Source organism: Pseudomonas sp. JV414 (assembly GCF_032424305.1).
Taxonomy (GTDB): domain Bacteria; phylum Pseudomonadota; class Gammaproteobacteria; order Pseudomonadales; family Pseudomonadaceae; genus Aquipseudomonas; species Aquipseudomonas lini.
This window is the reverse complement of sequence record NZ_VYKC01000009.1, coordinates 25,309-45,256: the sequence shown is the minus strand read 5'-3', so window position 1 is coordinate 45,256 and position 19,948 is coordinate 25,309. Positions and strand designations below refer to the sequence as shown.

At 60.1% G+C, this 19,948-nt stretch carries 20 protein-coding genes; 10 read left to right on the top strand and 10 right to left on the bottom strand.

All coding sequences use genetic code 11. The features are described 5' to 3' along the window. Positions 1-43 precede the first annotated feature (43 nt). Complete coding sequence (locus F6R97_RS11250; protein ID WP_008011267.1) at positions 44-337, bottom strand: hypothetical protein; 294 nt, start codon at positions 335-337, stop codon at positions 44-46. A 183-nt stretch (positions 338-520) separates the two neighbouring features. Here F6R97_RS11250 and F6R97_RS11245 point away from each other — a divergent pair, with 183 nt between their 5' ends. From F6R97_RS11245 to F6R97_RS11225, 5 genes are all read left to right on the top strand, one after another. Further along, positions 521-823 carry a MazG-like family protein gene (locus tag F6R97_RS11245; protein ID WP_008011269.1) on the top strand — a complete coding sequence of 101 codons (303 nt, stop codon included), beginning with the start codon at positions 521-523 and terminating at the stop codon, positions 821-823. Then, positions 823-1,572, top strand: a complete 750-nt coding sequence (locus tag F6R97_RS11240; RefSeq protein WP_030128232.1) for a methyltransferase domain-containing protein — start codon at positions 823-825, stop codon at positions 1,570-1,572. Before F6R97_RS11245 ends, F6R97_RS11240 begins: the two co-directional genes overlap by 1 nt. 12 nt (positions 1,573-1,584) lie before the next feature. Continuing rightward, the gene (locus tag F6R97_RS11235; protein WP_315866544.1) at positions 1,585-2,214 is read left to right on the top strand and encodes a DUF4136 domain-containing protein; all 630 of its coding nucleotides are present in this window, start codon (positions 1,585-1,587) and stop codon (positions 2,212-2,214) included. Positions 2,215-2,267: 53 nt separating this feature from the next. Beyond that, positions 2,268-2,825, top strand: coding sequence for a DUF4136 domain-containing protein (locus tag F6R97_RS11230; protein WP_038978797.1), 558 nt, complete (start codon positions 2,268-2,270; stop codon positions 2,823-2,825). 185 nt (positions 2,826-3,010) lie between these two features. Beyond that, entirely contained in the window at positions 3,011-4,993 is a 1,983-nt protein-coding gene (locus tag F6R97_RS11225; RefSeq protein ID WP_038978798.1) for a pilus assembly protein TadG-related protein, read from the top strand. Here F6R97_RS11225 and F6R97_RS11220 read toward each other — a convergent pair. Both F6R97_RS11220 and F6R97_RS11215 read right to left on the bottom strand, forming a co-directional pair. Then, positions 4,963-7,731, bottom strand: a complete 2,769-nt coding sequence (locus F6R97_RS11220; protein ID WP_315866543.1) for an ATP-binding protein — start codon at positions 7,729-7,731, stop codon at positions 4,963-4,965. The genes F6R97_RS11225 and F6R97_RS11220 overlap by 31 nt on opposite strands. Then, positions 7,728-8,168, bottom strand: coding sequence for a TadE/TadG family type IV pilus assembly protein (locus tag F6R97_RS11215; protein ID WP_007907464.1), 441 nt, complete (start codon positions 8,166-8,168; stop codon positions 7,728-7,730). Before F6R97_RS11215 ends, F6R97_RS11220 begins: the two co-directional genes overlap by 4 nt. Before the next feature lie 75 nt (positions 8,169-8,243). Here F6R97_RS11215 and F6R97_RS11210 point away from each other — a divergent pair, with 75 nt between their 5' ends. From F6R97_RS11210 to F6R97_RS11200, 3 genes are all read left to right on the top strand, one after another. Continuing rightward, complete coding sequence (locus F6R97_RS11210; RefSeq protein ID WP_038978800.1) at positions 8,244-8,714, top strand: prepilin peptidase; 471 nt, start codon at positions 8,244-8,246, stop codon at positions 8,712-8,714. A gap of 122 nt (positions 8,715-8,836) precedes the next feature. Continuing rightward, positions 8,837-9,625: a response regulator transcription factor gene (locus F6R97_RS11205; RefSeq protein WP_038978801.1), complete on the top strand. Its 789-nt coding sequence runs from the start codon at positions 8,837-8,839 to the stop codon at positions 9,623-9,625. A gap of 930 nt (positions 9,626-10,555) precedes the next feature. Continuing rightward, positions 10,556-10,930 carry a DUF6124 family protein gene (locus F6R97_RS11200; protein WP_315866542.1) on the top strand — a complete coding sequence of 125 codons (375 nt, stop codon included), beginning with the start codon at positions 10,556-10,558 and terminating at the stop codon, positions 10,928-10,930. Between the two features lie 168 nt (positions 10,931-11,098). On the opposite strand, the gene F6R97_RS11195 is transcribed toward F6R97_RS11200, so the two are convergent. The 5 genes from F6R97_RS11195 to cpaB form a co-directional block, all read right to left on the bottom strand. After that, a complete protein-coding gene (locus tag F6R97_RS11195) occupies positions 11,099-11,989 on the bottom strand; it encodes a type II secretion system F family protein (RefSeq protein ID WP_315866541.1) in 891 nt (296 codons plus the stop codon). Then, positions 11,986-12,870: a type II secretion system F family protein gene (locus F6R97_RS11190; protein WP_315866540.1), complete on the bottom strand. Its 885-nt coding sequence runs from the start codon at positions 12,868-12,870 to the stop codon at positions 11,986-11,988. The genes F6R97_RS11195 and F6R97_RS11190 overlap by 4 nt, the downstream gene beginning before the upstream one ends. 11 nt (positions 12,871-12,881) lie before the next feature. Further along, positions 12,882-14,162, bottom strand: a complete 1,281-nt coding sequence (locus F6R97_RS11185; RefSeq protein ID WP_038978805.1) for a CpaF family protein — start codon at positions 14,160-14,162, stop codon at positions 12,882-12,884. After that, the gene (locus F6R97_RS11180) at positions 14,159-15,364 is read right to left on the bottom strand and encodes a CpaE family protein (RefSeq protein WP_305504329.1); all 1,206 of its coding nucleotides are present in this window, start codon (positions 15,362-15,364) and stop codon (positions 14,159-14,161) included. Before F6R97_RS11180 ends, F6R97_RS11185 begins: the two co-directional genes overlap by 4 nt. Before the next feature lie 89 nt (positions 15,365-15,453). After that, on the bottom strand, positions 15,454-16,383 hold the full coding sequence (gene cpaB, locus F6R97_RS11175) for a Flp pilus assembly protein CpaB (protein ID WP_315866539.1): 930 nt from the start codon (positions 16,381-16,383) through the stop codon (positions 15,454-15,456). A 324-nt stretch (positions 16,384-16,707) separates the two neighbouring features. On the opposite strand from cpaB, the gene F6R97_RS11170 reads away from it, so the two are divergent. Next, positions 16,708-16,905: a Flp family type IVb pilin gene (locus tag F6R97_RS11170; RefSeq protein ID WP_038978808.1), complete on the top strand. Its 198-nt coding sequence runs from the start codon at positions 16,708-16,710 to the stop codon at positions 16,903-16,905. A gap of 84 nt (positions 16,906-16,989) precedes the next feature. Then, entirely contained in the window at positions 16,990-17,400 is a 411-nt protein-coding gene (locus tag F6R97_RS11165) for a response regulator (protein ID WP_038978809.1), read from the top strand. Between the two features lie 168 nt (positions 17,401-17,568). Here the strand turns inward: F6R97_RS11165 and F6R97_RS11160 are convergent, their stop codons facing one another. Together F6R97_RS11160 and F6R97_RS11155 are read right to left on the bottom strand one after the other, a co-directional pair. Beyond that, complete coding sequence (locus tag F6R97_RS11160; RefSeq protein ID WP_315866538.1) at positions 17,569-18,423, bottom strand: MaoC family dehydratase; 855 nt, start codon at positions 18,421-18,423, stop codon at positions 17,569-17,571. Between the two features lies 1 nt (position 18,424). Further along, on the bottom strand, positions 18,425-19,777 hold the full coding sequence (locus F6R97_RS11155; protein ID WP_315866537.1) for a 3-oxoacyl-ACP reductase: 1,353 nt from the start codon (positions 19,775-19,777) through the stop codon (positions 18,425-18,427). Positions 19,778-19,948 lie beyond the last annotated feature (171 nt).

Genomic DNA, 19,948 nt, shown 5'->3' with positions numbered 1-19,948 from the left:
GCTTTCGCGAGCAAGCCCGCTCCCACATTAATTGGGCGCAGCTTTAGTGAACAATCCAGCTCAGCAACCACAATCCCAGCAACAACCAGATAATCCCCATGATGATCGATGCGTTCATGAAGGCGCGGATCGCGGCCCATAGCAGCATCAGCCCGATGATCAGCGTGATGATGCTGACGATCGAAGTGTCCATGCCCAGCGCCTGGGCCAACCCTTCGACAAAATTGCTGCCGGCGTTGCTCAACAGGTTGAACAGACCACTGAGGGCGTCGATGATGAACCGGATGGCCGAACCGATTATCTGGCCGAGCCATTCGAAAAAGCTTTCTACCTGCATGTGTACGTCCCGATGGAGTGGTGGCGTGGTTGCCGGATCCGAGCGTTGGGCTATGGATCGTGCTGCGTAGGAGCTGCCGAAGGCTGCGATCTTTTTTAGTATGGCGCAAAGTGCGAGGCAATAATGTTGTCACTTGCCTTCACCCGCCATCCCCCTGAAGCTATACGTCTTCAGGAGAGCCCGATGAACCTTGTTGAACTGACCGAACGCCTGCACGCCATTCGCGACCGCAATGACTGGCGGCAATTTCACAGCCCGAAAAACCTGGCCATGGCCGCAAGCGTGGAAATGTCCGAGCTGGTGGAGATTTTCCAGTGGCTGACCGAAGACCAGTCGCGTCAATTGCCGGCAGACAAGCTCGCCCATGCCGGGCAGGAAATCGGCGACATCGTGCTGTATCTACTGCTGCTGTGCAGCGAGTTGGGGTTGGACATGAATGAAGTGGTGCGCAGCAAACTCGCGGACAGCGAACGGCGGTTCAGCTGATGAGCGACCGTCATTTCGATCAGCTGGCGACTCGCTTCGCCGAAAAAATCTACGGTGGCGCCAAAGGTGCGATCCGGCTCGCCGTGCTGCAAGCCGACCTGGCCGAAACCCTGCCGGACCGCCCGTTGCGCGTCCTGGACATCGGCGCAGGCCTGGGCCACATGTCGTTGTGGCTGGCCGAGCGGGGTCATCAGGTGACCCTCGCCGAACCCGCCGAACCGATGCTTGAAGGTGCCCGCCAGCGCTTCGCCGAAGCGGGGCAGACGGCGACGTTCATCCAGGCACCGTGGCAGGACCTGCTCGGTCAGCTCACCGAACCTTACGATCTGGTGCTGTGCCACGCCGTGCTGGAATGGCTGGCCGAACCCCATGCAATTCTGCCGGTGCTGCATCAGTTGACGAAGCCGGACGGCTGGTTGTCCCTGGCGTTCTACAACCGCGATGCGTTGATCTACCGCAACCTGCTCAAGGGCCATTTCCGCAAGATGCGCAAGAATGACATGGCCGGCGAGAAGCAGAGCCTGACTCCGCAGCAGCCACTGGATCCACGGGAACTGGCGGCGCAACTTGAGAGCATGTGGCAGGTCGAAACCCAGAGTGGGGTGCGGGTTTTTTACGACTATATGCCGGTGGAATTCCAGGCCCGCGTCGAGCTACCGGACTTGCTGGAAATGGAACTGGCCCACCGCCGTCACCCAAGCTTCGCCGGGCTTGGGCGCTATTTGCACTGGATCTGTCGGCCGATCTGACCGGAGCGCGAAATGAAAAGTCGTTCAGGGTTGCTGGTGATCTGTCTCGGGTTGGCGGCCTGTCAGGGCAGCAACCCTTATGTCGCGACGTCCAATCCCCTGCCACCGGCACCGCCCCAGGCCGCCACCACCTTCGACCGCAGCGCCTACCCGGCGCCGCCACGGGATTACGGCCGCTACCGCAGTTGGGCCTGGCTCAACGGACGCCTGCCACCGGGCACGGCCTGGGCCGACTCGGCGCAGGTGGCCGAAGCGGTCAGCAATGCCCTCGATCAACGCGGCTTGCGCCCGCTGCACGACAACCGCCCGGCGGACCTGTTGGTCAGCGCTGATTTGCATCTGGAAACCCGCTTGCGTCAGGTGCAGGACGACTATGGTTACGGCGGGGGTTACTACGGCGGTGGTTATGGCGGTTACAACCGCTACGGCAGCGGTTACGGCATGTACAACACGGTGCCGGTCATCCGCACTTATCAGGTACAAGTGGTGGTGGTGGTGCGAGTCGATCTGTTCGACGCGAGCACCGGTCAGCCGGTATGGAGCGCCAGTGCCGAAACCAGCAGTCAGGGAAGCCAGAGCGAGCGTGCCGATGCCATTCGCGAAGCTGTCGAAAAGGCCATGTCGGCGTATCCTCCTAGTTAGCTTCCTTTACCAGAAGCCTCCCGCAGGTGCATGTCTTCTATCGGAGAAAAATCATGTTCCGCCGTCTCGCTTTACTGGCCATGGCCGCGCTGCTCACTGCCTGCGCCGCCAACCAGGTCAATCATGACTTCGATGCCAGCCGCGACTTTGCCGCCTACCGTAGCTGGAGCTGGAAAGAGCCCGCCGTGCAATACCGTCCCGATGACCCACGGATCAAAAGTGACCTGACCGAACAACGCATCCGCCAATCCGTTGCCGATCAGCTGGATCAGCGTGGCTTGCGACCAGCCGCCGGTGGTGCTGGCTCGGATCTGAAGGTACAGGCCTATCTGATTGTCGAAGATCGCCAGCAACAGGTGAGTACTAACTATGGCGGCGGTTATGGTGGCCCATGGTACGGCTACTGGGGCGGGCCGATGTACACCGAAACCCGCAACGTCAGCTACAAGGTAGCGACCATCCAGGTCGACCTGCTTGATGGCAAGGACGGCAAACTGGTGTGGCGCGGCAGCGACGAGCAGACGCTCAGCCGCACACCGAACCCGCAGGACCGTAGCAATAAAATCCGCGAGACGGTCGGGCGGATATTGGCTAACTATCCACCGAGATAAGTAGCAGGAAGATCAAAAGATCGCAGCCTGCGGCAGCTCCTACAGGGGATTGATGTACACCTGTAGGAGCTGCCGCAGGCTGCGATCTTTTGAGTTTGATCTGCGGCAACCTGTGAAAGCGCCTACTACACTGCTCCACACCAATGGAAGTAGCCCTCGGCGGTGCGCCGGCAAAGGAGTGCGCCATGTCTCTCCGCTTGCAGTTTCGTAGCCCGGCCCGGCAACGGGGAGCGATCGGTTTGATGGCGGTGCTGGCCTTGGGCATGGCCTTGGTGTTTCTGCTGGTCATGATCGACAGCGGCCGCCTGTACCTGGAAAAGCGCAGTTTGCAGCGGGTGGCGGATATGGCCGCGCTGGAGGCTGCCACGCGCAACGGTGATTGCGCCGTGGGGGCAACCGCTACCGCCTATGCCACCTCTAGCGCAAACCGCAACAACTTCACCCTTCCTGATCCCACGCGCAGTCTGGCGGTAGCCTGTGGCACCTTGACCCTGGACGCCAACAATCTTCGGGTTTTTACGGTTAATGCGAGCAGCAGCGAAGCCATTCGGGTGATCGCCAGCCATTCGGTCCCGCAGAGTTTTGCCGGCGGCATCGGCGCCCTGTTCGGCGGCGCTCCAGCCGGGGCGACCCTCAACCTGACCGCGACCGCCGTCGCGGCGTTGCCACCTCCGCTGGCATCGCTGACCATTCGCAGTACGGTGCTGACTATCGATACCAGCAAGTCGACCACCCTCAATGGACTGTTCGGTGGTTTGCTGGGCAGCAATCTGAACCTCTCCGTGGCGGGCTGGCAGGGTCTGGTGAACACCAACATCAGCCTGCTCGGTTACCTCGATCGATTGAAGGTCGACCTCGGCCTCAGCGCCGCCGGGTATGACCAAGTGTTGGGTACTTCGGTGGCCGTCAGTCAGCTGATCCAGACTGCCGTCAATGTGCTGGACCCCGGCGGCACACTCGGCGCGACGGCGACCATCGTCGGTCTGCAAGCACTCAAGGTTGCCGCTGGCTCAACGACCGTGGTGCTGGGCAATATGCTGCACGTCGAGAACGGCAGCAATATCTCGGCGTTGGCGACGAACGTGAGTGTGTTCAACCTGATTGAAGGCATCGTGCAACTGGCCAACAAGAAAAATGGCCTGGTGGCGACGCTGCCGATCAATCTGGCGGGGCTGGCGCAAATCACGGCCCGGGTGCAGGTGCTGGAGCCGCCGCAACTCTCGGCAATCGGCAACCCGAAAAACGCGGCGCTGGATCCACTGGGGCCCAATCGGATCTACGTGAGAACCGCGCAGGTGCGCACATTGCTGTCGATCGACCTGCCGGCACTCGACGCCATTGTGGCGCTGGTCAATGCAGTGGCGGACCTTGCAGGGCCGCTGACCAACACCCTCAATGCCTTGCTCAATCTCAACCTGGTGGCGGTGCTCAATTCACTGACCTGTGCCTTGGGCGTGCCCTGCCAGACACCCGACATCAAGCTGTTGCCGGGGCCGATACGGCTCGACGTGGCGCTGGAGGTCGCCAGCGCCAGCAGTTACGTCACGGCCTACAGCTGCGTCAGTAATACCAACAAAACCCTGACCACCAGCACCAGTACATCGCTGGTGAACCTGAAAATCGGCCGGATCGATGCGGCCAGCATGTTCGGCAGCAACACCACGCCGCCTGCGGTCACGGTGCAGCCGTTGAAGGTGATCGATATCGGGATCAAAACCTGTCGCAGGATTCTGTTCTTGCCTATCACCTGCGATCCGCGTGTGCCCGGCGTCGGTGGCGGTATCGATATCGTTGCCGACACCAGCGTGGCGGCGAACGCCAACATATCCCACGTCTATTCCGCACCACCCGCTACCAGCCTGCCGGAAATCAACCAGCCACCGTTCTACTACTCGTTTACCACCAGCAGCATCGTTAGCAGTCTGCTCAACACGCCGCTTAACATTCACGTGGACATGTATGGCCCGTCGGGCAGTCTTGTCAGTGGTCTGGGGACGATCCTGAGCAGCGTCACCACCTTGCTGGTCAGCGCGATCAACAGCGTGCTCAGCCCGTTGCTCGACAGTTTGATCAACACCTTGCTGTTGAGCCTTGGGATCGATTTGAACAAGGTCGACGTCGGTGCCAACCTCAGCTGTCATTCGGGACGCGCGACGCTGGTGATCTGATCGTCTGCGACAATCGGCAACTCGATACAAAACCGCGCGCCCTCGGTCGAATTTCTTACACTCAACTTACCGCCCATGTTTTCGACGATGCCGTAACTCACCGACAACCCGAGCCCGGTGCCGACACCCACCGGTTTGGTGGTGAAGAACGGTTCAAAAATCCGCTCCAGCAGCCGTGGATCGATGCCGCCGCCGTTGTCCTCGACCCACAGTCGCACCGAGTATTCATCACGTTCGGCGTACACCGAAATCCACGGTTTGAACTCCCGGTCGGCCTCGCGTTTGCTCAGCAGCGCATCCCGCGCGTTGACCATCAGATTGATCAGCACCTGTTCCAGCTGATCGACGTAACCGCGCACCTGCACTTCAAATCCAGTCTCGCTGACCCGCAGCTCGACGCCTTTGCCGCGCATGCCTTCGGACAGCAGTGACAGCGTGCCCTCGATGGCTTGAGCCGGATTGAACGGGTGCTGCTCGATCTCCGAACGCCGACCGAATACCCGCATGTGATCCACCACCCGCGCCGCGCGCTGGACTTGCGCGTCGATGCGGTTGAGTTTGTCTGTCAGGTAATCGATTTGCGCATCGCCATTGCTCAGACGCTTGAGCACATTGACGATGGCCATGCGCATCACGTTCAGCGGTTGGTTGATTTCATGGGCCAGCCCGGTGGCCATTTCGCCGAGGGTGGCCATTTTCGCGCTTTGGGTGAGCTGCTGTTGGGCACGCCGGACTTCGGTGTTGTCGCGGCCCACGGCCTGAATCTCAAGCAAACGACCTTGCTCGTCGAACACCCCGCGATCCGACCAGACCCACCACGCGTGTTCCCGTCCCGGCAGTTGCAGGTTGATTTCCGCAGTGCTGACCGGGAACTCCGGGCTCAGGTGACTGAGGCGCTGGAGGAACGCTTCACGCTGTTCCGGCGACATCCAGCTGCCCAGGTTGACCCCCGGCAGTTGCTCGGGCTGACATTCCAGATAGGTCGCCAGCGGGCGGTTGCCGAAGGTCAGCGTCAGGTCTGGAAGGTAGCGGCAGATCATCGCCGGGGAATCTTCCACCAGGATCCGATAGCGCTCTTCACTCTGTTTTACTTTCTCGGCAGCCAAGGTCGCTTCGGTGACATCCAGCCACAGCCCCACGGCTTCCACTGGCAGCCCGAGATCGTCGCGCAGCAGTTTGGCTTCGTCGAGCAGCCAGTGGTAATCGCCGCGACTGTCGCGCAGCCGATAACGGGCACGCACTGAACCTTCGCGCAGCAGTTGCCGGGTGCGCTCGAAATAGCCGTCGCGGTCCTCGGGGTGAACCCGTTCCACCAGCGCGCCGGCGGCACAATCGGCGAGCGACCAACCGAGCAGCGGCAACAAGCTGTCGCTGAAAAATGTCGGTTGCAGCGCACCTTCGACATAGCGCTGCACGTAGATCACCGCCGGTGAACTGGCGATCAGGTTGTCCAGCCGGGCATGGGCGGCAGCGGCGTTCTGCTCTTGATTTTTGATGTCGCTGATGTCGAGCATGAAACCCACCAGCCGCCGGTTTCTGCCGATGCCCAAGGCCTGACCTTGTAGTCGATACCAGATTGGCGTTTGCGCTGCGTCGGGGCGATGCAGGCGCACGCACAGCAGCAACGGCGCGCCTTCGTCCTGCAAGGTTTGCAGGCGAATCGTCAGCTCTTCACGGTCGGCGGGATGGATCTGTTCGAGCCAGTCGTGCAGCGGCAAACGAGTACTCGCAAGGTTCAACGTATCGGCGAGCGACGGCGCCAATTGCACCTCGGCGGTGTCGCTGAAGACCTCCCACCAGCCAGTGCCGAGCAAGGCTTGCAGAGACTCCAGCCGCTCCAGTTGCAGATGGTGCTGATGCTCGCGCAAGCGCTCAAGCAGCGGGCCGGCCAAGGCTGCGGTGAGTTGCAACCAGTCGCGCTCGCTAAGGTCGGGAGCACGCTGTTGCGCCGGGTAGAAACCACAGAGCAACCAGGCCACCACGCCCAGGGCATTGTGGTACGGCACCGCGAACCCTTCGGCATTGCCGAAGATGCCTTGCAGGCGCGGGTGTTCGCTGGGAATCAGTTGCTGAGGTGCAGAGCCATTCAAACTGTCGAGACCGGTGCCCAGGCGTTGGTCGATTTCCCACAAACCGGGGGCATCGAAGGCCGTGTAATGCTGGTGGATCAGCCAACCCTCGGCCTGTTCGTCGAGCAAGGCCATGGCGATGCAAGGGATCTGAAAGCGCTGGGCCAGACCTTGCAGTTGCTCCGCCAGCACCTCGGGCAAGCGCGTCAGGCTGCACAGGCGCAACTGTTCGCTGATCTGCGCCGCAAGTAATTGGCATTGTTCGCGGCTGCGCGCTTGTCGACGTTCGAGCAGCAGGTCGCCGATGTCGATCAACTGCAACAGCCAGCTTTCGCCCAACGGCTGCACCCAGCCACGCAGATGCAAGGGTTGTTCGCCGAGGCTGAAAAAATCCAGGTCCAGGCTCTGTCCCTGCCACTCGGCAGGCGCGCCTTCGACCGACAGGCCGCTATGGGGCATCAGATAATCGAGCAGGTGCGGTGCCTGTGCGCCGGGGATTTGTTGCGCCAGCAGATGCCGCAGCGGGCCGCTCAGCTGAATCACTCGGCCCTCGTCATTCAGATGCAACTGCAAACCGACACGTTGCACGCTCGCAGTGTCCGCACTGTTCGAAGGCTGCGGCGGTTGGCGATTGAGCAGGCGCCCGAAGAGCTTGTCCCCGGAACTCAAAATTGCAGGCTCGATCGGGCAGTAAGGGTTGCCGGCAGATTGGGCACCGAGCCGATCCCCGGCAGCACCAAAAACGGCAGGACCTGATTCAGTTTACTGGTGGGGTAGTTGATGGTGACCGTCAGCACGCCACCGATATAAGTGGCACTGGCGTCAGTGGCCACATTGAAGTTCAGCGCGGCGGGAATCCAGGCCAGCTGCCGGGTCAATTCGGTGGTCGCTATGTTTCTGACGGCGGTGTCGTAATTGGCGGTGCTCGGGTCCAGCGCCACACTGCGGCGCACCGCTTCGGCCGTCGATTGATTGAACGATTGCATCAGTAACAGCGGCAGGCTGTAACTGACCAGCCCATAAAACACGGCGAAAAAGATGATGAACACCAAAGCGAACTCAATCGCCACGGCACCTTTTTGTTTGCGGGGGAGGCCTGTTTTCATGAGTGCGTCTACCCTGACCATCACGACGTAGTATCAGCATAGAATCATTCAGCCAAAACGGACGTTTTTTACCGGATGCAGAACTTTGTCCTACTTATCTGGCTGACGCTTTGCGCAGCACAGGATGTCCGAGAGCGGCACATCGCCAATGCCCTGACCCTCGGCGTGGGTGTATTGGCGCTGACGTATCTGTTGTGGACAGGCACCACATGGTTGGGGGCCGAGGCGGTGCAGGGCGGCTGGGCTTTGTTGTTGGCTCTGGCCTTCACCTTGCCTGGTTATGCGTTGAGACGCCTGGGGGCGGGCGACGTGAAACTGATGGCGACGCTGGGCCTTGCGACGGACGGTATGCACCTGCTCGGCGGTTTCATCGGTGCCGGATTGGCCAGTGCGTTCTGGCTGCTGCTGGCGCCAAGACTCTGGCTGTATATGGGGCAGGGGCTTAGGGATCGTCTTCGTTATCTGGGCCCAGGAACGTCAAAAAAACAGCCCTTTGCGCCGTTCGTATTGGTGGGCATGTTGCTCACGCTGGTCTGGATGCATTAGTCGCCGGGCGCCCCCGTTCTATGTACATAGTTGGAAAGTGCGTCTACTTTCAAAACAGTTGTTGTACACCTGTGGGCAGTGGGTACAGGAACGGTCAAGCCAGACTTGGCATGGAGTGACACGTGAACAAGCTAATCTCCGCAATAAAAGTCCTTGTGGTCGATGACGAACCATTGATTGTCGAAGAACTGTGCGAGTTCATCGAGCGCAATGGTTATCGCTGTGTTCCTTGTCAGTCCGGCAAGCAGGCGATCGAGCGTTTCAATGAATATGAGGATATCGGTCTGGTGCTCTGTGATTTGCAGATGCCTGACATGGATGGCATTCAACTCGTCCAGGCCTTGCAACGGTTGTCCGGCAAGCACCGGGCGTTCGAGGCGATCATGCTCACCGGTCGCGCAGACAAGCAGGATGTGATCAAGGCCTTGCGCGCCGGGTTCGCTGACTACTATCAGAAGCCGATTGATCTGGATGAGTTGCTCGAAGGCTTGCAGCGCCAGGAAGTGGTGTTGCAGGAGCGGCAGAAAAACCTGCAGTTGGGGCATTTGAGTCAGAAGCTGCAGTACCTTTGTGAGTCGATCGACGAGTTGTATCAGGATCTGGACAAGGTTCGTCGGGGGCCGTCCTCTGCACCTTTGTCGGATTCGGCTGATGGTGCATTCAGTGAGGTTGAGCGGGTGGAGATGCCGGCGGTTTTCAATCAGCTGTCGCCGCGGCAGTTGGAGGTGGCGCGGTTGGTGGGCAAGGGGCAGACCAATTATCAGATTGCCTGTGAGTTGGGGATTACCGAGAACACGGTGAAGCTTTATGTGTCGCAGGTGTTGCGGTTGACGCATATGCATAATCGCACGCAGGTGGCGTTGGCGTTGTCGCCTGGTAATGCTGGTGTGCGGCGGCTTACTGCACACTGAGTTTTTTGAAGGCTTCTGATCTTGGCGGCCTTATAGCCGACCTGTATTTTGTTGACTGAGTACATATCCATTTCTGCGGTAACGGCGGCTTACGGTTTCGCCCTTACGGCGAGTCCCTTTTGGCAAACGCCCCAAAAGGAACCAAAAGGTCTCGCCCCAAGCGTACGGCCCCTCGCTAAGGCTCGGCGTTCCTTCGTTCCGGTATCCATCTGGGGGCATCGCCCTACGGTCTGCTTCGCTACGACCTACATGCGATGGGTTCGACTGCGTCGAACGGCGCTGCGCGCCAATCCCCAGATGAACACCTCCACTCAGCCTCCCGAAGGGGCGGGTGGATCAAGATCAAAAGCTAGATCAAAAGCTGCAGGCGAGCTAACGCTCGGCCTGTTGAGTGGTGAAGGGCGGGTGCACGCCGCTCCACTGTGGGAGCGGGCTTGCTCGCGAAGGCGGCCTGACAGCCGACCAATCTCTCGCAGATGCACACGACTCAATTGTAGGAGCGAGGCTTGCCCGCGAAGACGGCCTCACAACCAACCAATCTCCCTCAGACATACGCCAACCCACTGTGGGAGCGAGCCTGCTCGCGATGGCGGCCTTACAGACAATGATGTTTATCGATCGGTAAAAACATCAGAACCTTCCCACATGTTTTTCAGGTTGCCCGTCGGAAGCTGCATCTCTAGCCTTGGTCCGTCGCTGACAATTCAGCGTCCGGGCGTCGCAGTCTGTTCAGTTCATTTGGTGCATAATCGCCAGCCCCAACCGAAGCACTTCAGTGCTTGTCGTTTGGTTTGATGGTGGCTGTGCGTGGGATACCTTCGGGTATGCCGGGTTTCCAAATGGCTCGGTCTGCGACCCCGCGTACAGCTGCCTCCCTCCATCGCGTCGCAGCGATCAGTGGTAGCTCAATTTCACATTTGGAGTATCACCATGTTCAAAGCCACACCGAATCCCCCTGAAACCGACGATGTTTCGCCCTACGAATCTCTCGATTCCAAAAAATTCCACGAAGCCGCGGACCGCGCGCTCGACCACTACCTCAATCCCATCCCGAAAAAAACCGAAGGCCGCAAGCCAAGCAAGATGTTTATGGTTGCGCCGGATATGGATAACGAAAGCCTGCTGGCCCATGTCTGCGAGTCGCTGGCTTCTGCGAGCGTCATGACCAGCGACATTGCCGCGTATGTCGAAGCCCCGCAGCGGCATACGATCCTGGCGATTCAGCAGGTCATCATGCTGGCCGAGCTGGCGGTGAATCGGATGCTGGATAACGTCGACGTACCAAAACCCGCGCCACACAGCTGATCCCTGTAGGAGCGAGGCTTGCCCGCGAAGACGGTCTGAACATTCAATATTGATGTCGACTGACACACCGCTTTCGCGAGCAAGCCCGCTCCCACAGTTTAACCGTGTATATCCGCAAGAGATTGGTTGGCTGTCAGGCCGCCTTCGCGGGCAAGCCTCGCTCCTTGGTCAATGATGAAAGGCCCGGGCCAATGCGGTGAAGCTGGGTCCGGCCAGTACGATCAGCAATGCCGGGAAGAGAAACAACATCATCACGACAGACATTTTTGCGGACATCTTGGAGATGTATTCCTGCAAGCGTGTCAGGCGTCGGTCATCGAGCAGCAGTTTGAGCCCCAGCAGTGATTTCATGGCGCCGCCGCCCTGGTGGATCAATTGCTGAAGAATCACGCAGGTGTCGGTGAACTCGTCCACCGCCAGCAACTGGGTGGCCTTGTTCAGTTCTTCGCCAAGCTCCAGGCCGGAGTCGACCCGGGTCAGTATCAGGCGCAGTTCATGGGTCAGGGCTGGCAGTAATTGTTTGCCTTCGATGCTCAGCACTCGCAGCGACTGCTCCACCGCCATGCCGGATTCGAACAGGATGCGCAGCAGTGGAATGAAGGTCGAAATCTCGATCGCCAGTTGTCTTTGCCGACGGTGTGCGGCAGCGGCCAGCAAGCGTTTGGGCAACAAATAACCGAGGGCGGTGGCGAAGGCTGGGGTGATCCAGGAATTGTTCACCTGCGGGAAGAACACGCTCTGGATCAATAGACTCAGGACCAACGCAAGCACCGGTATGCCGATCTGACAGGCAGCGAACAGCGAGCGTTGCCGGGCGCTGCGCCAGCCGAGGCGGTTGAGCAGCATTTGAGTTTCGTTGTCCAGTTTGACCGAGCGCTGACCGATGCGGCTGTCGCCCAGCACTTGCAACCAGTGACGGACGCGATGGTCGCTCAGTGGTTTGCCGTCCAGTCGTTGAGCCACCTGGCGAGCACGTCGATGTTGGTCCAACAGCCCACTGAGCAGCAACAGCGTGGCCGCCAGAAACAACAGTGCGCTGATCAGCAGGGCTATTTTCATACGCTACGCAACATGCGCCAGAGCGCCAGGCAACCCACGACCTGCAGGCCGAACGCGGTCGCGAGCATCATTTGCCCCGAGCTGCTGTTCCACATGGCGAGCAGGTATTTCGGATTGGACAGCAAGAAGTAGGCGGCAAGCCCCACGGGCATCAGGGCCAGCACCACCGCCGTGATGCGGGTTTCGCCCGTCATGGCGCGCAGTTGGCGCGCAGCCTGGTCTCGTTCGCGGATCATTTTGATCAGGTTCTCAAACAGCTCACTGGCATTACCGCCGTAGCGGTGATTGACCTTCAGGCCCAGCGCGAACAAGCGAAACTCGTCTTTCTCGTACAGCTCGGCGAAGTCCGTGACGGCGTCAGGCAGGCTGACGCCCAGGTGCACGTTGCGCTGAACCCGGCCCATGGCGTTTTTCAGTGGGTCTTCGGCGGCGTCGATGGCGACCAGCACCGCATCGGCCAGGGTGCGCCCGGACTTCAGACTGCGCACCGTGTGATCGAGCAACGACGGCAGTTGTTCGATCATGCGCTTGAGCCGGCGCTGGTAGCACCAACTGATGTACAGCCGCAGAGCCAGGGGCGGCATCAGCAACAACGCCAGCAAACCGATCCAGCTCGCGAGGGCAAATCCCAGCAAGATGCCCAAGGCCCAGAGCAACAGCCACAACCCCAAGCGCTCGGTAGGACGACCGAGACCGGCGCGTAGAAAGGCCCGTTCCAGGCCAGCCCAGGAAGATTTCGCCACCGCCAATTGCGGTTGCCCCTGCATCAAGCGACCGAGGGTTCGATCGATGCCGGTCTGGCGCAGACCGTTGTAAAACAAACGGATCGACAGGCCCAGCAACGTCAGGCAAATCAGGATGAGCAGCGCCGGTTTGAGCATGCCGTGCCCCTTCAGTGCGATAAGGGAGAGAGCGCCGACTCGCGGCGTAGTTTATCGCCGGCGGGGTTGACCGCCTCGCGCAGAAAACCGAAACCGGTGCGTCGGTCGAAGCGGAACAGCGTATTGGTCACATAGATGTCATCACGAATACCCACGACCTCCACCACTTCGCTGACGCAGCGGCGGCCATCGGGCAGGCGCGTCAGTTGAATCACCACGTCCAGCGCCGCACAGATCATTTGCCGCAGGGTGCGTTCAGCGATGGAGCGTCCGGTCAGGCCCACCAGGGTCTCCAGGCGCAACAGCGCATCCTGGGCATTGTTGGCGTGCACGGTGCTCATGGAACCGTCGTGCCCGGTGTTCATTGCGGTGAGCACGTCGACCACTTCGACGCCGCGAATCTCGCCGAGGATGATCCGGTCCGGGCGCATCCGCAGCGCGTTGCGAATCAGATCGCTGGCCTTCACTTCGCCGTGGCCTTCGGCATTCGGCGGTCGGGTTTCCAGGCGCACCACGTGAGGGTGGCCGAGTTGCAATTCGGCGACGTCTTCGATGGTGACCAGGCGTTCGTGAGGGGCGATCAACTGGCTGAGAATGTTCAGCAGCGTGGTCTTGCCGGTGCCGGTACCGCCGCTGACAAGGATGTTGCAACGCTTGCCCACGGCCTCCTGAATAAATTCAAAAATCGCCTGATCGATGGTTTGCATCGCCATCAGATCGGAGCTTTTGAGCATGTCCTTGCGGAATTTTCGAATCGACAGGCACGGGCCATCGAGAGCAATGGGTGGGATGATCGCGTTGACCCGGCTGCCGTCGGGCAGGCGCGCATCGACCATCGGTGAAGACTCGTCGAGCCGTCGCCCCAGAGGCGCGAGAATTCGTTGCATCACCCGCTCGACGTGATGGTCGTCGATGAATCGCAGGTCACTCAGGTGCAACACACCCTCGCGTTCGACGAACACCCGGTGTGGGCCGTTGACCAGAATCTCGGTCACCGAGGAGTCGCGCAGCAACACCTCCAGCGGGCCGAAACCGGTGAGCTCGTCGACGATTTCTTCAGCCAGCCGTTCCATCTCATAACGGGAAATCGCCAGGTGCAAACGGGCGATGTATTCGGCGACTTTGTCGATGACGAACTGCGACAGCATTGGCCGCGAACCTTCCAGCAGGTTTTTTCCGGACTCTTCGATGGCGTCGATGATGTAGCGGTGCAGCACCAGTTTCAGGCCTTCGTGGTCGGTATTGCCGGCCGGCCCGTGCGGGGGAGCGCCGAAGAGTTTTTCCCCGCTCATTGCGCGCCCCTCAATCGGTCAAACCAGCCAGCCTTGGGTTTGTCCAGGTCTTCGGAGCGTTTAGCCAGTCGTTCGCCGAGGGCGCGCAGGCTTTGGGTCAGGTTTTCGCGCGGGGCCAGCTCGAACAGGCTCACCCCCTGATTCTTGGCGTTGAGCCGTACTTCCGGGCTGTAGACAAGGACCGCCATCACCTCCATGCCGAAGCTTTTGCTCAAGGTGTCGGAGTCTGGCGCGACGTTGCGCAGATAGCGGTCCACCAGCAACCGGGCGTGGTCGAGCTTGAGGCCTTTTTCGCGCCAGCGGCCGAGCACCTCAAGGTTGCGTCGGCAGTCGAGCACATTCTGATCGGTGTACCACAGCAACTTGTCGCAATGGCTGACGAAGGTGCGCAACGCTTCGCTGTCCGACTGGCCGGTGAGGTTCACCACGATGTGCTGGAAATGTTGACGCAAGGCGCTGAGCAGCATGTACAGTTCGGCGGCACTGGTCTGTTCCAGCGGTTCGTCGTTGCTGGCGTAGGCGAGAATCCGCAGCCCGGCGTCACAGGTGGTGAAGGCACTGTCGATCAGTGTCGCGTCGAGGCGCCTCAGATGTCGCAACGCATCGCCAAAATGGAACGAGCTCTCCAGCCCCAGCAACGCAAGGCTGTCGCCACGCGGCAGGCCCAGATCCAGCAACAGTGTCTGCTGGCCGCTCTTTTGCACCACGTGCGCCAGGTGGTTGGCGAGTAGCGCTCCGTCGGCATTGCTCTGCGCGCCGTAAAGCACGGTCAGGCCACCCTGTTGACTCTGTTGCAGGTTCGGCGCCACGGTCGGCAGGCGTTTGCTCAGGCGTCGCACCAGGCCGGCCACTTCACTGGAGCGCGAGCCGTAAGAGACGAAATCCCGCGCGCCGGCACGCATGGCATTGAGCACGAGTTGGTTGTCCATGCCATCGCCCAAGGCAACGATCGCCAACATCGGTTTGGCTTCCAGGGCACCCTCGATCAACGCGCTCTGGGCCACCACATGCTCACGGTCCAGCCCCACGAACACCAGGCTGGCGAAGGTCACGTCCACCAGCGTCAAGAGTTCATCGAGGTTGCCGCCACCGGCGCTGATCACTCGGCCCAAAGGGGCAAGGGCACCTTGCAGCCACTCGAAGTCGGTGCTGTTACGCGTGATCGCGAGGAAGGTCTGACTCAGGTTCTGGGGCTGGCTCATTGCGATAACCCACCGCATTTATCGAAGCAGCCGTTGTCGAGCAAGTACTGCGTGAAACGTCTGCGCATGGAGAAGCGTCCTCGCTCGATTCAGGGCGTTTGTTGGGTGACTTCATTGCCGCGGATGACTTCCACGCTCGTCTTGCGCGGTGCTGCGCCGCCGGTGGCGGGTTTGGGTGTGCCGTCCAGGGCCAGTTGACTGAACTGCACCAGTTCGCGATTGGCACTGGCCAGGCTCGCCTTTGAATCGCGGTTGCCGGCCCAGTATTGGTTCAGGCGTTTTTCCTCGGCGCTGCGCACGGCCAGGCGCAAAACCCCGACCTGAGCCGCGAGCATCAGGCGGCTCAAGAGGGGTTCGGGGACGGCAAGCAAAACGGTGCGGGCGCTGGCGCGCTGCTGTTCCTGCTTGAGTCTTTCTTCGGTGCTGCGCGCCGGGTTGGCAGGCTGGCCATCGTTCATCAGCCCCAACTGGTCGCCGACACCGAGCACCCGCAACGCCGGGACCACGACTTGGGCCGATTGCTGGAGGTTGTTGGTATCCATGCGCAGAAACAGCAGGACGTCGACATAGTCACCGGGGCTCAGTTGACCGCCGACATTGACCACGTCATCCGCCGCCACGGCCAAGGCGCGCTCATCGGGGCGGATCATTCGCGCCAGCGCCCCGCCGGTTTCGAAACTTTCATCATTGAGCCAACTGCCGGCAGTCAGCGTGCGCCAGGGCATACGGCCAATGGCTTGATCGAGACGGGACAGGCTGCCGGCCGGGGCGGTCCGGAGTTTTTCCAGGGTCACGTCGGCGGCGGTAATTTGCTCGAACGGTGCTATGTCACGCAGCAGCACAACCACCGGCTGGCGTGTCGGGTCGTCCACCGACGCCAGTATCGGGGCCGATGATGTGCCGGGTTGCGCGATGGATTCGGGTGCCGGTTGGCGACTCAGCGCCAGCCCCCAGTAACCGGCAATGATGGCGCCTACCAGAAACAGCCCGGCCAGGCCCATGGTGACGCGACTGTTCATGAAGGCTCTCCCTTTCCTGCTGCGTAACGCCCCCCAAGAGTTCTAACGAGATGACTTCGCAATCAGGCAGCTATGAACATCGAACTATTTCGCTATTTGACGGTAGCGCAGGTAGAGCAAAACGCCATTACAGGGCGGGAAATATCTGACAAAAGTAACGGTTTGAAGCCAAAAGTGCTGTTTCGTGACGTCAACGAACCGGTTACTACTTAAGTATTAATAGGTTCTTACAGTTGTTGGTCTTGGGTTTGCCGACAATGCTGATGCTGGCATAGGGGAATCATGTTGCGGCCGTGCAACATCCGCTGTCATAGGAGACACGTCATGTCCTTTATTAAAGTTGTTCAGAAGATCAAATCCGAATTCGTTTTTTACAGAGGTCTGGTCAAAGATACTGAAGGTGCGTCGGGTATCGAGTACGCGATTATTGCGGGTATGGTGGCTGTCGCGCTCGCAGCATTTGCGGGACCCATCGCGACGAGTGTTACCGCAATGTTCACCACGATCGCAGCTGCGCTTTGATTTGAAGGTTGTCATTGGGCAGTCATTTGCCAATCCCGCAAAGGGCTTCTAACGTCAAGGCTTAGTCCATTGCAGGTGTTACCCATGAACGCTCCAGCGCTCCCTCGCCAACAGCTTCTTCTGGTCGACGATGAGGAGGATGCGTTGCTGGAACTGGCGGAGTTGCTGGAGGGCGAGGGCTTTACTTGCTTTACGGCAACGTCGGTCAAACTCGCCCTGCATCATTTGACTTGTCACCCTGATATTGCGTTGGTGATTACTGATTTGCGGATGCCGGAGGAGAGTGGCATGTCGTTGATCAAGCGGTTGCGTGAGCATACGGCGCGTCAGCATTTGCCGGTGATTGTGACGTCGGGGCATGCGGATATGGATGATGTGAGTGATATGTTGCGGTTGCAGGTGCTGGATTTGTTCCGCAAGCCGATTTATCACGTGCGGTTGTTGGAGACGTTGAATAATTTGTTTCCGCAGCCTCGGGATTTGGTTAGTTCCTGATCTACGATCAAGATCAAAAGATCGCAGCCTTCGGCAGCTCACACGGAATTGATCGTTCCCACGCTCTGCGTGGTAACGCCTCTACGGACGCTCTGCGTTCGGCTCTTGGGACGCAGAGCGTCCCGGCTGTATTCCCACGCAGAGCGTGGGAACGATCAGACCGAACAATCAGGCAACAGGCCGCCACTGCCCAACCATATGCTCCAAATCCCCCACCCCCATCAACTGAAAATCCCCGCTGGACCCCGCCGCACTGGACATCAGCGTCACTTCACTGGGAAGGCGCACCGGCTTCCTGAACTGCACCGCAATCTCGACGTTTGCCGTCGGCAAATGTTCGCTCAGGGCTGCCAGCGTACGGGCCTTGTTCCACAGTCCATGGGCGATGGCACTGGGAAAACCAAAGAGCTTCGCGCTGATCGCACTCAGGTGGATCGGGTTGTAGTCCCCGGACACCTTGGCGTACCGCCGGCCAATGTCCGCGGGCGCTTTCCAGTGGGCGACTTCGGTCAGCAGTAATGTCGATGCAAAAGCTTCTTCGGCCGGCTCACCTTCCAGTTTGACGCCGCGACAAAGCATCTGGCTTTCAGCCTCCCACAGCGGCCCCAACTGATCGTCGAGTGTCGTCACCAAATTGAACGTCGCCCCCTTGGCATGAGGTTGCAGGTTCTGCACTTTCACGCTGACCCGCACCCGGTGCACGCCGCCCATGGGGCGCAAGATGCGGATGCGATTGTTCAAGTGAATCAGCCCCAGCAGTGGGAACGGAAACGCTTTGGCGGTGAGCAATTGCATCTGCAAGGCAAACGCCAGGATGTGTGGATACGTCGGTGGTAGCAGCCCGTTGTCGGCGAAACCACAGACCTTGCGATAAGCCTCCAGGTGTTTCGGATCGACATTGACCCAGCAGTGATAACCCAGGTCGGGCAGTGTGGTGCCGGTGATTTTGCGGCGCGTTGCCGCCTTCACATACAGCGTTTTCAGGCCCGGTTCGCTATTGAGTGTGTGCCAGTCGGTGGTCATGTCAGGCTCCCAAAACGCTTTGCCCACAAATGCGCAACGCTTGCCCGGTAAATGCTCCGGTGCCCGGTTGTGCTAGCCAGGCCACGGCTTCGGCGACGTCTTGTGGCAGGCCGCCCTGGCCCAACGAACTCAAGCGTCGCCCGGCTTCGCGTACGCCGAAGGGCAGGTGCGCGGTCATTTGGGTTTCGATGAACCCTGGCGCCACGGCATTGATGCTGATGCCGCGTTCACTCAGCAGCGGTGCCCAGGCCTGGGCCAGGCCGATCAACCCGGCCTTGCTTGCCGCGTAATTGGTTTGCCCGCGATTGCCGGCGATGCCGCTGATGGACGCCAGCAGGATCACTCGGCCGTTGTCGCGCAGAGTGCCGCTGTCGAGCAAAGCCTTGGTTAGCACTTGCGGCGCATTGAGGTTGACCGCCAGCACCGCGTCCCAGAATTCCGGGGTCATGTTGGCCAGGGTTTTGTCCCGTGTGATGCCCGCGTTGTGGACCACGATGTCGACGCCGTCGGGTAAGTGTTCGATCAATTGTGCGGCGGCGTCTTCGGCGCAGATGTCCAGGGTGATGCCGCGCCCGCCGAGGCGTGCGGCCAGGGCTTCGAGATCGGCTTTGGCAGGTGGCACGTCGAGCAGGATTACCTCGGCGCCGTCGCGGGCCAGGGTTTCGGCGATCGAAGCGCCGATACCGCGCGCCGCGCCCGTCACCAATGCCTTACGCCCCGACAAGGGGCGAGTCCAGTCCATCACCTGCGCCTCACACGCCTTCAAGCGAATGACTTGCCCGGAAATGAACGCGCTTTTGGGCGAGAGGAAAAACCGCAATGGGCCTTCCAGTTGATCTTCGGCGCCTTCACCGACATAGATCAGCTGCAAAGTGCCGCCGCTGCGCAGTTCCTTGGCCAGCGAACGGCTGAAACCTTCCAACGCACGCTGTGTGCTGGCGGCGAACGGGTCGCTCAGGGTCTCTGGCGCTCGGCCAAGAATCACCAGGTGCGCATGGTGATCGAGGTTTTTCATCAGCGGCTGGAAGAACTCGCGCAGCTGTTTCAGCTGATCGACCTGCACCAGATCACTGGCGTCGAACACCACGGCTTTGAGTTTCTGGCCGTGGCCGGGAATCCACGCGGTGGCCAGGGTCGGATCGGCGCCGTAGCTGTAAATCGTGTCGGTCAGGCGATTGGCGAGGGTGCTGACTTTTTCCGCCAACGGGCCACCGCCAATCAACAGCGCCCCCTCGATTGGCCGCAGCCGGCCTGCTTGCCAGCGTTCCAGTCGTACCGGCGACGGCAGACCCAGGGCACCGACCACACGATGGCCGATGGACGAATTGGCGAAGTCGATATAACGGTCAGACATGAATCATGCTCCAGCAGCTGGGGTTAAAAGTGTGGACCAGGAATTGCAATTAGTCGTTCGATCCACGAGATACGGCCTACGCTTGATCATTGCAGGTTAGTTTGAGATTGGGTTTAGCAGGACTTTCAGCAAATGGTTTGGTGTTCATAGTTGATTAAAAGGAGCTTTTTC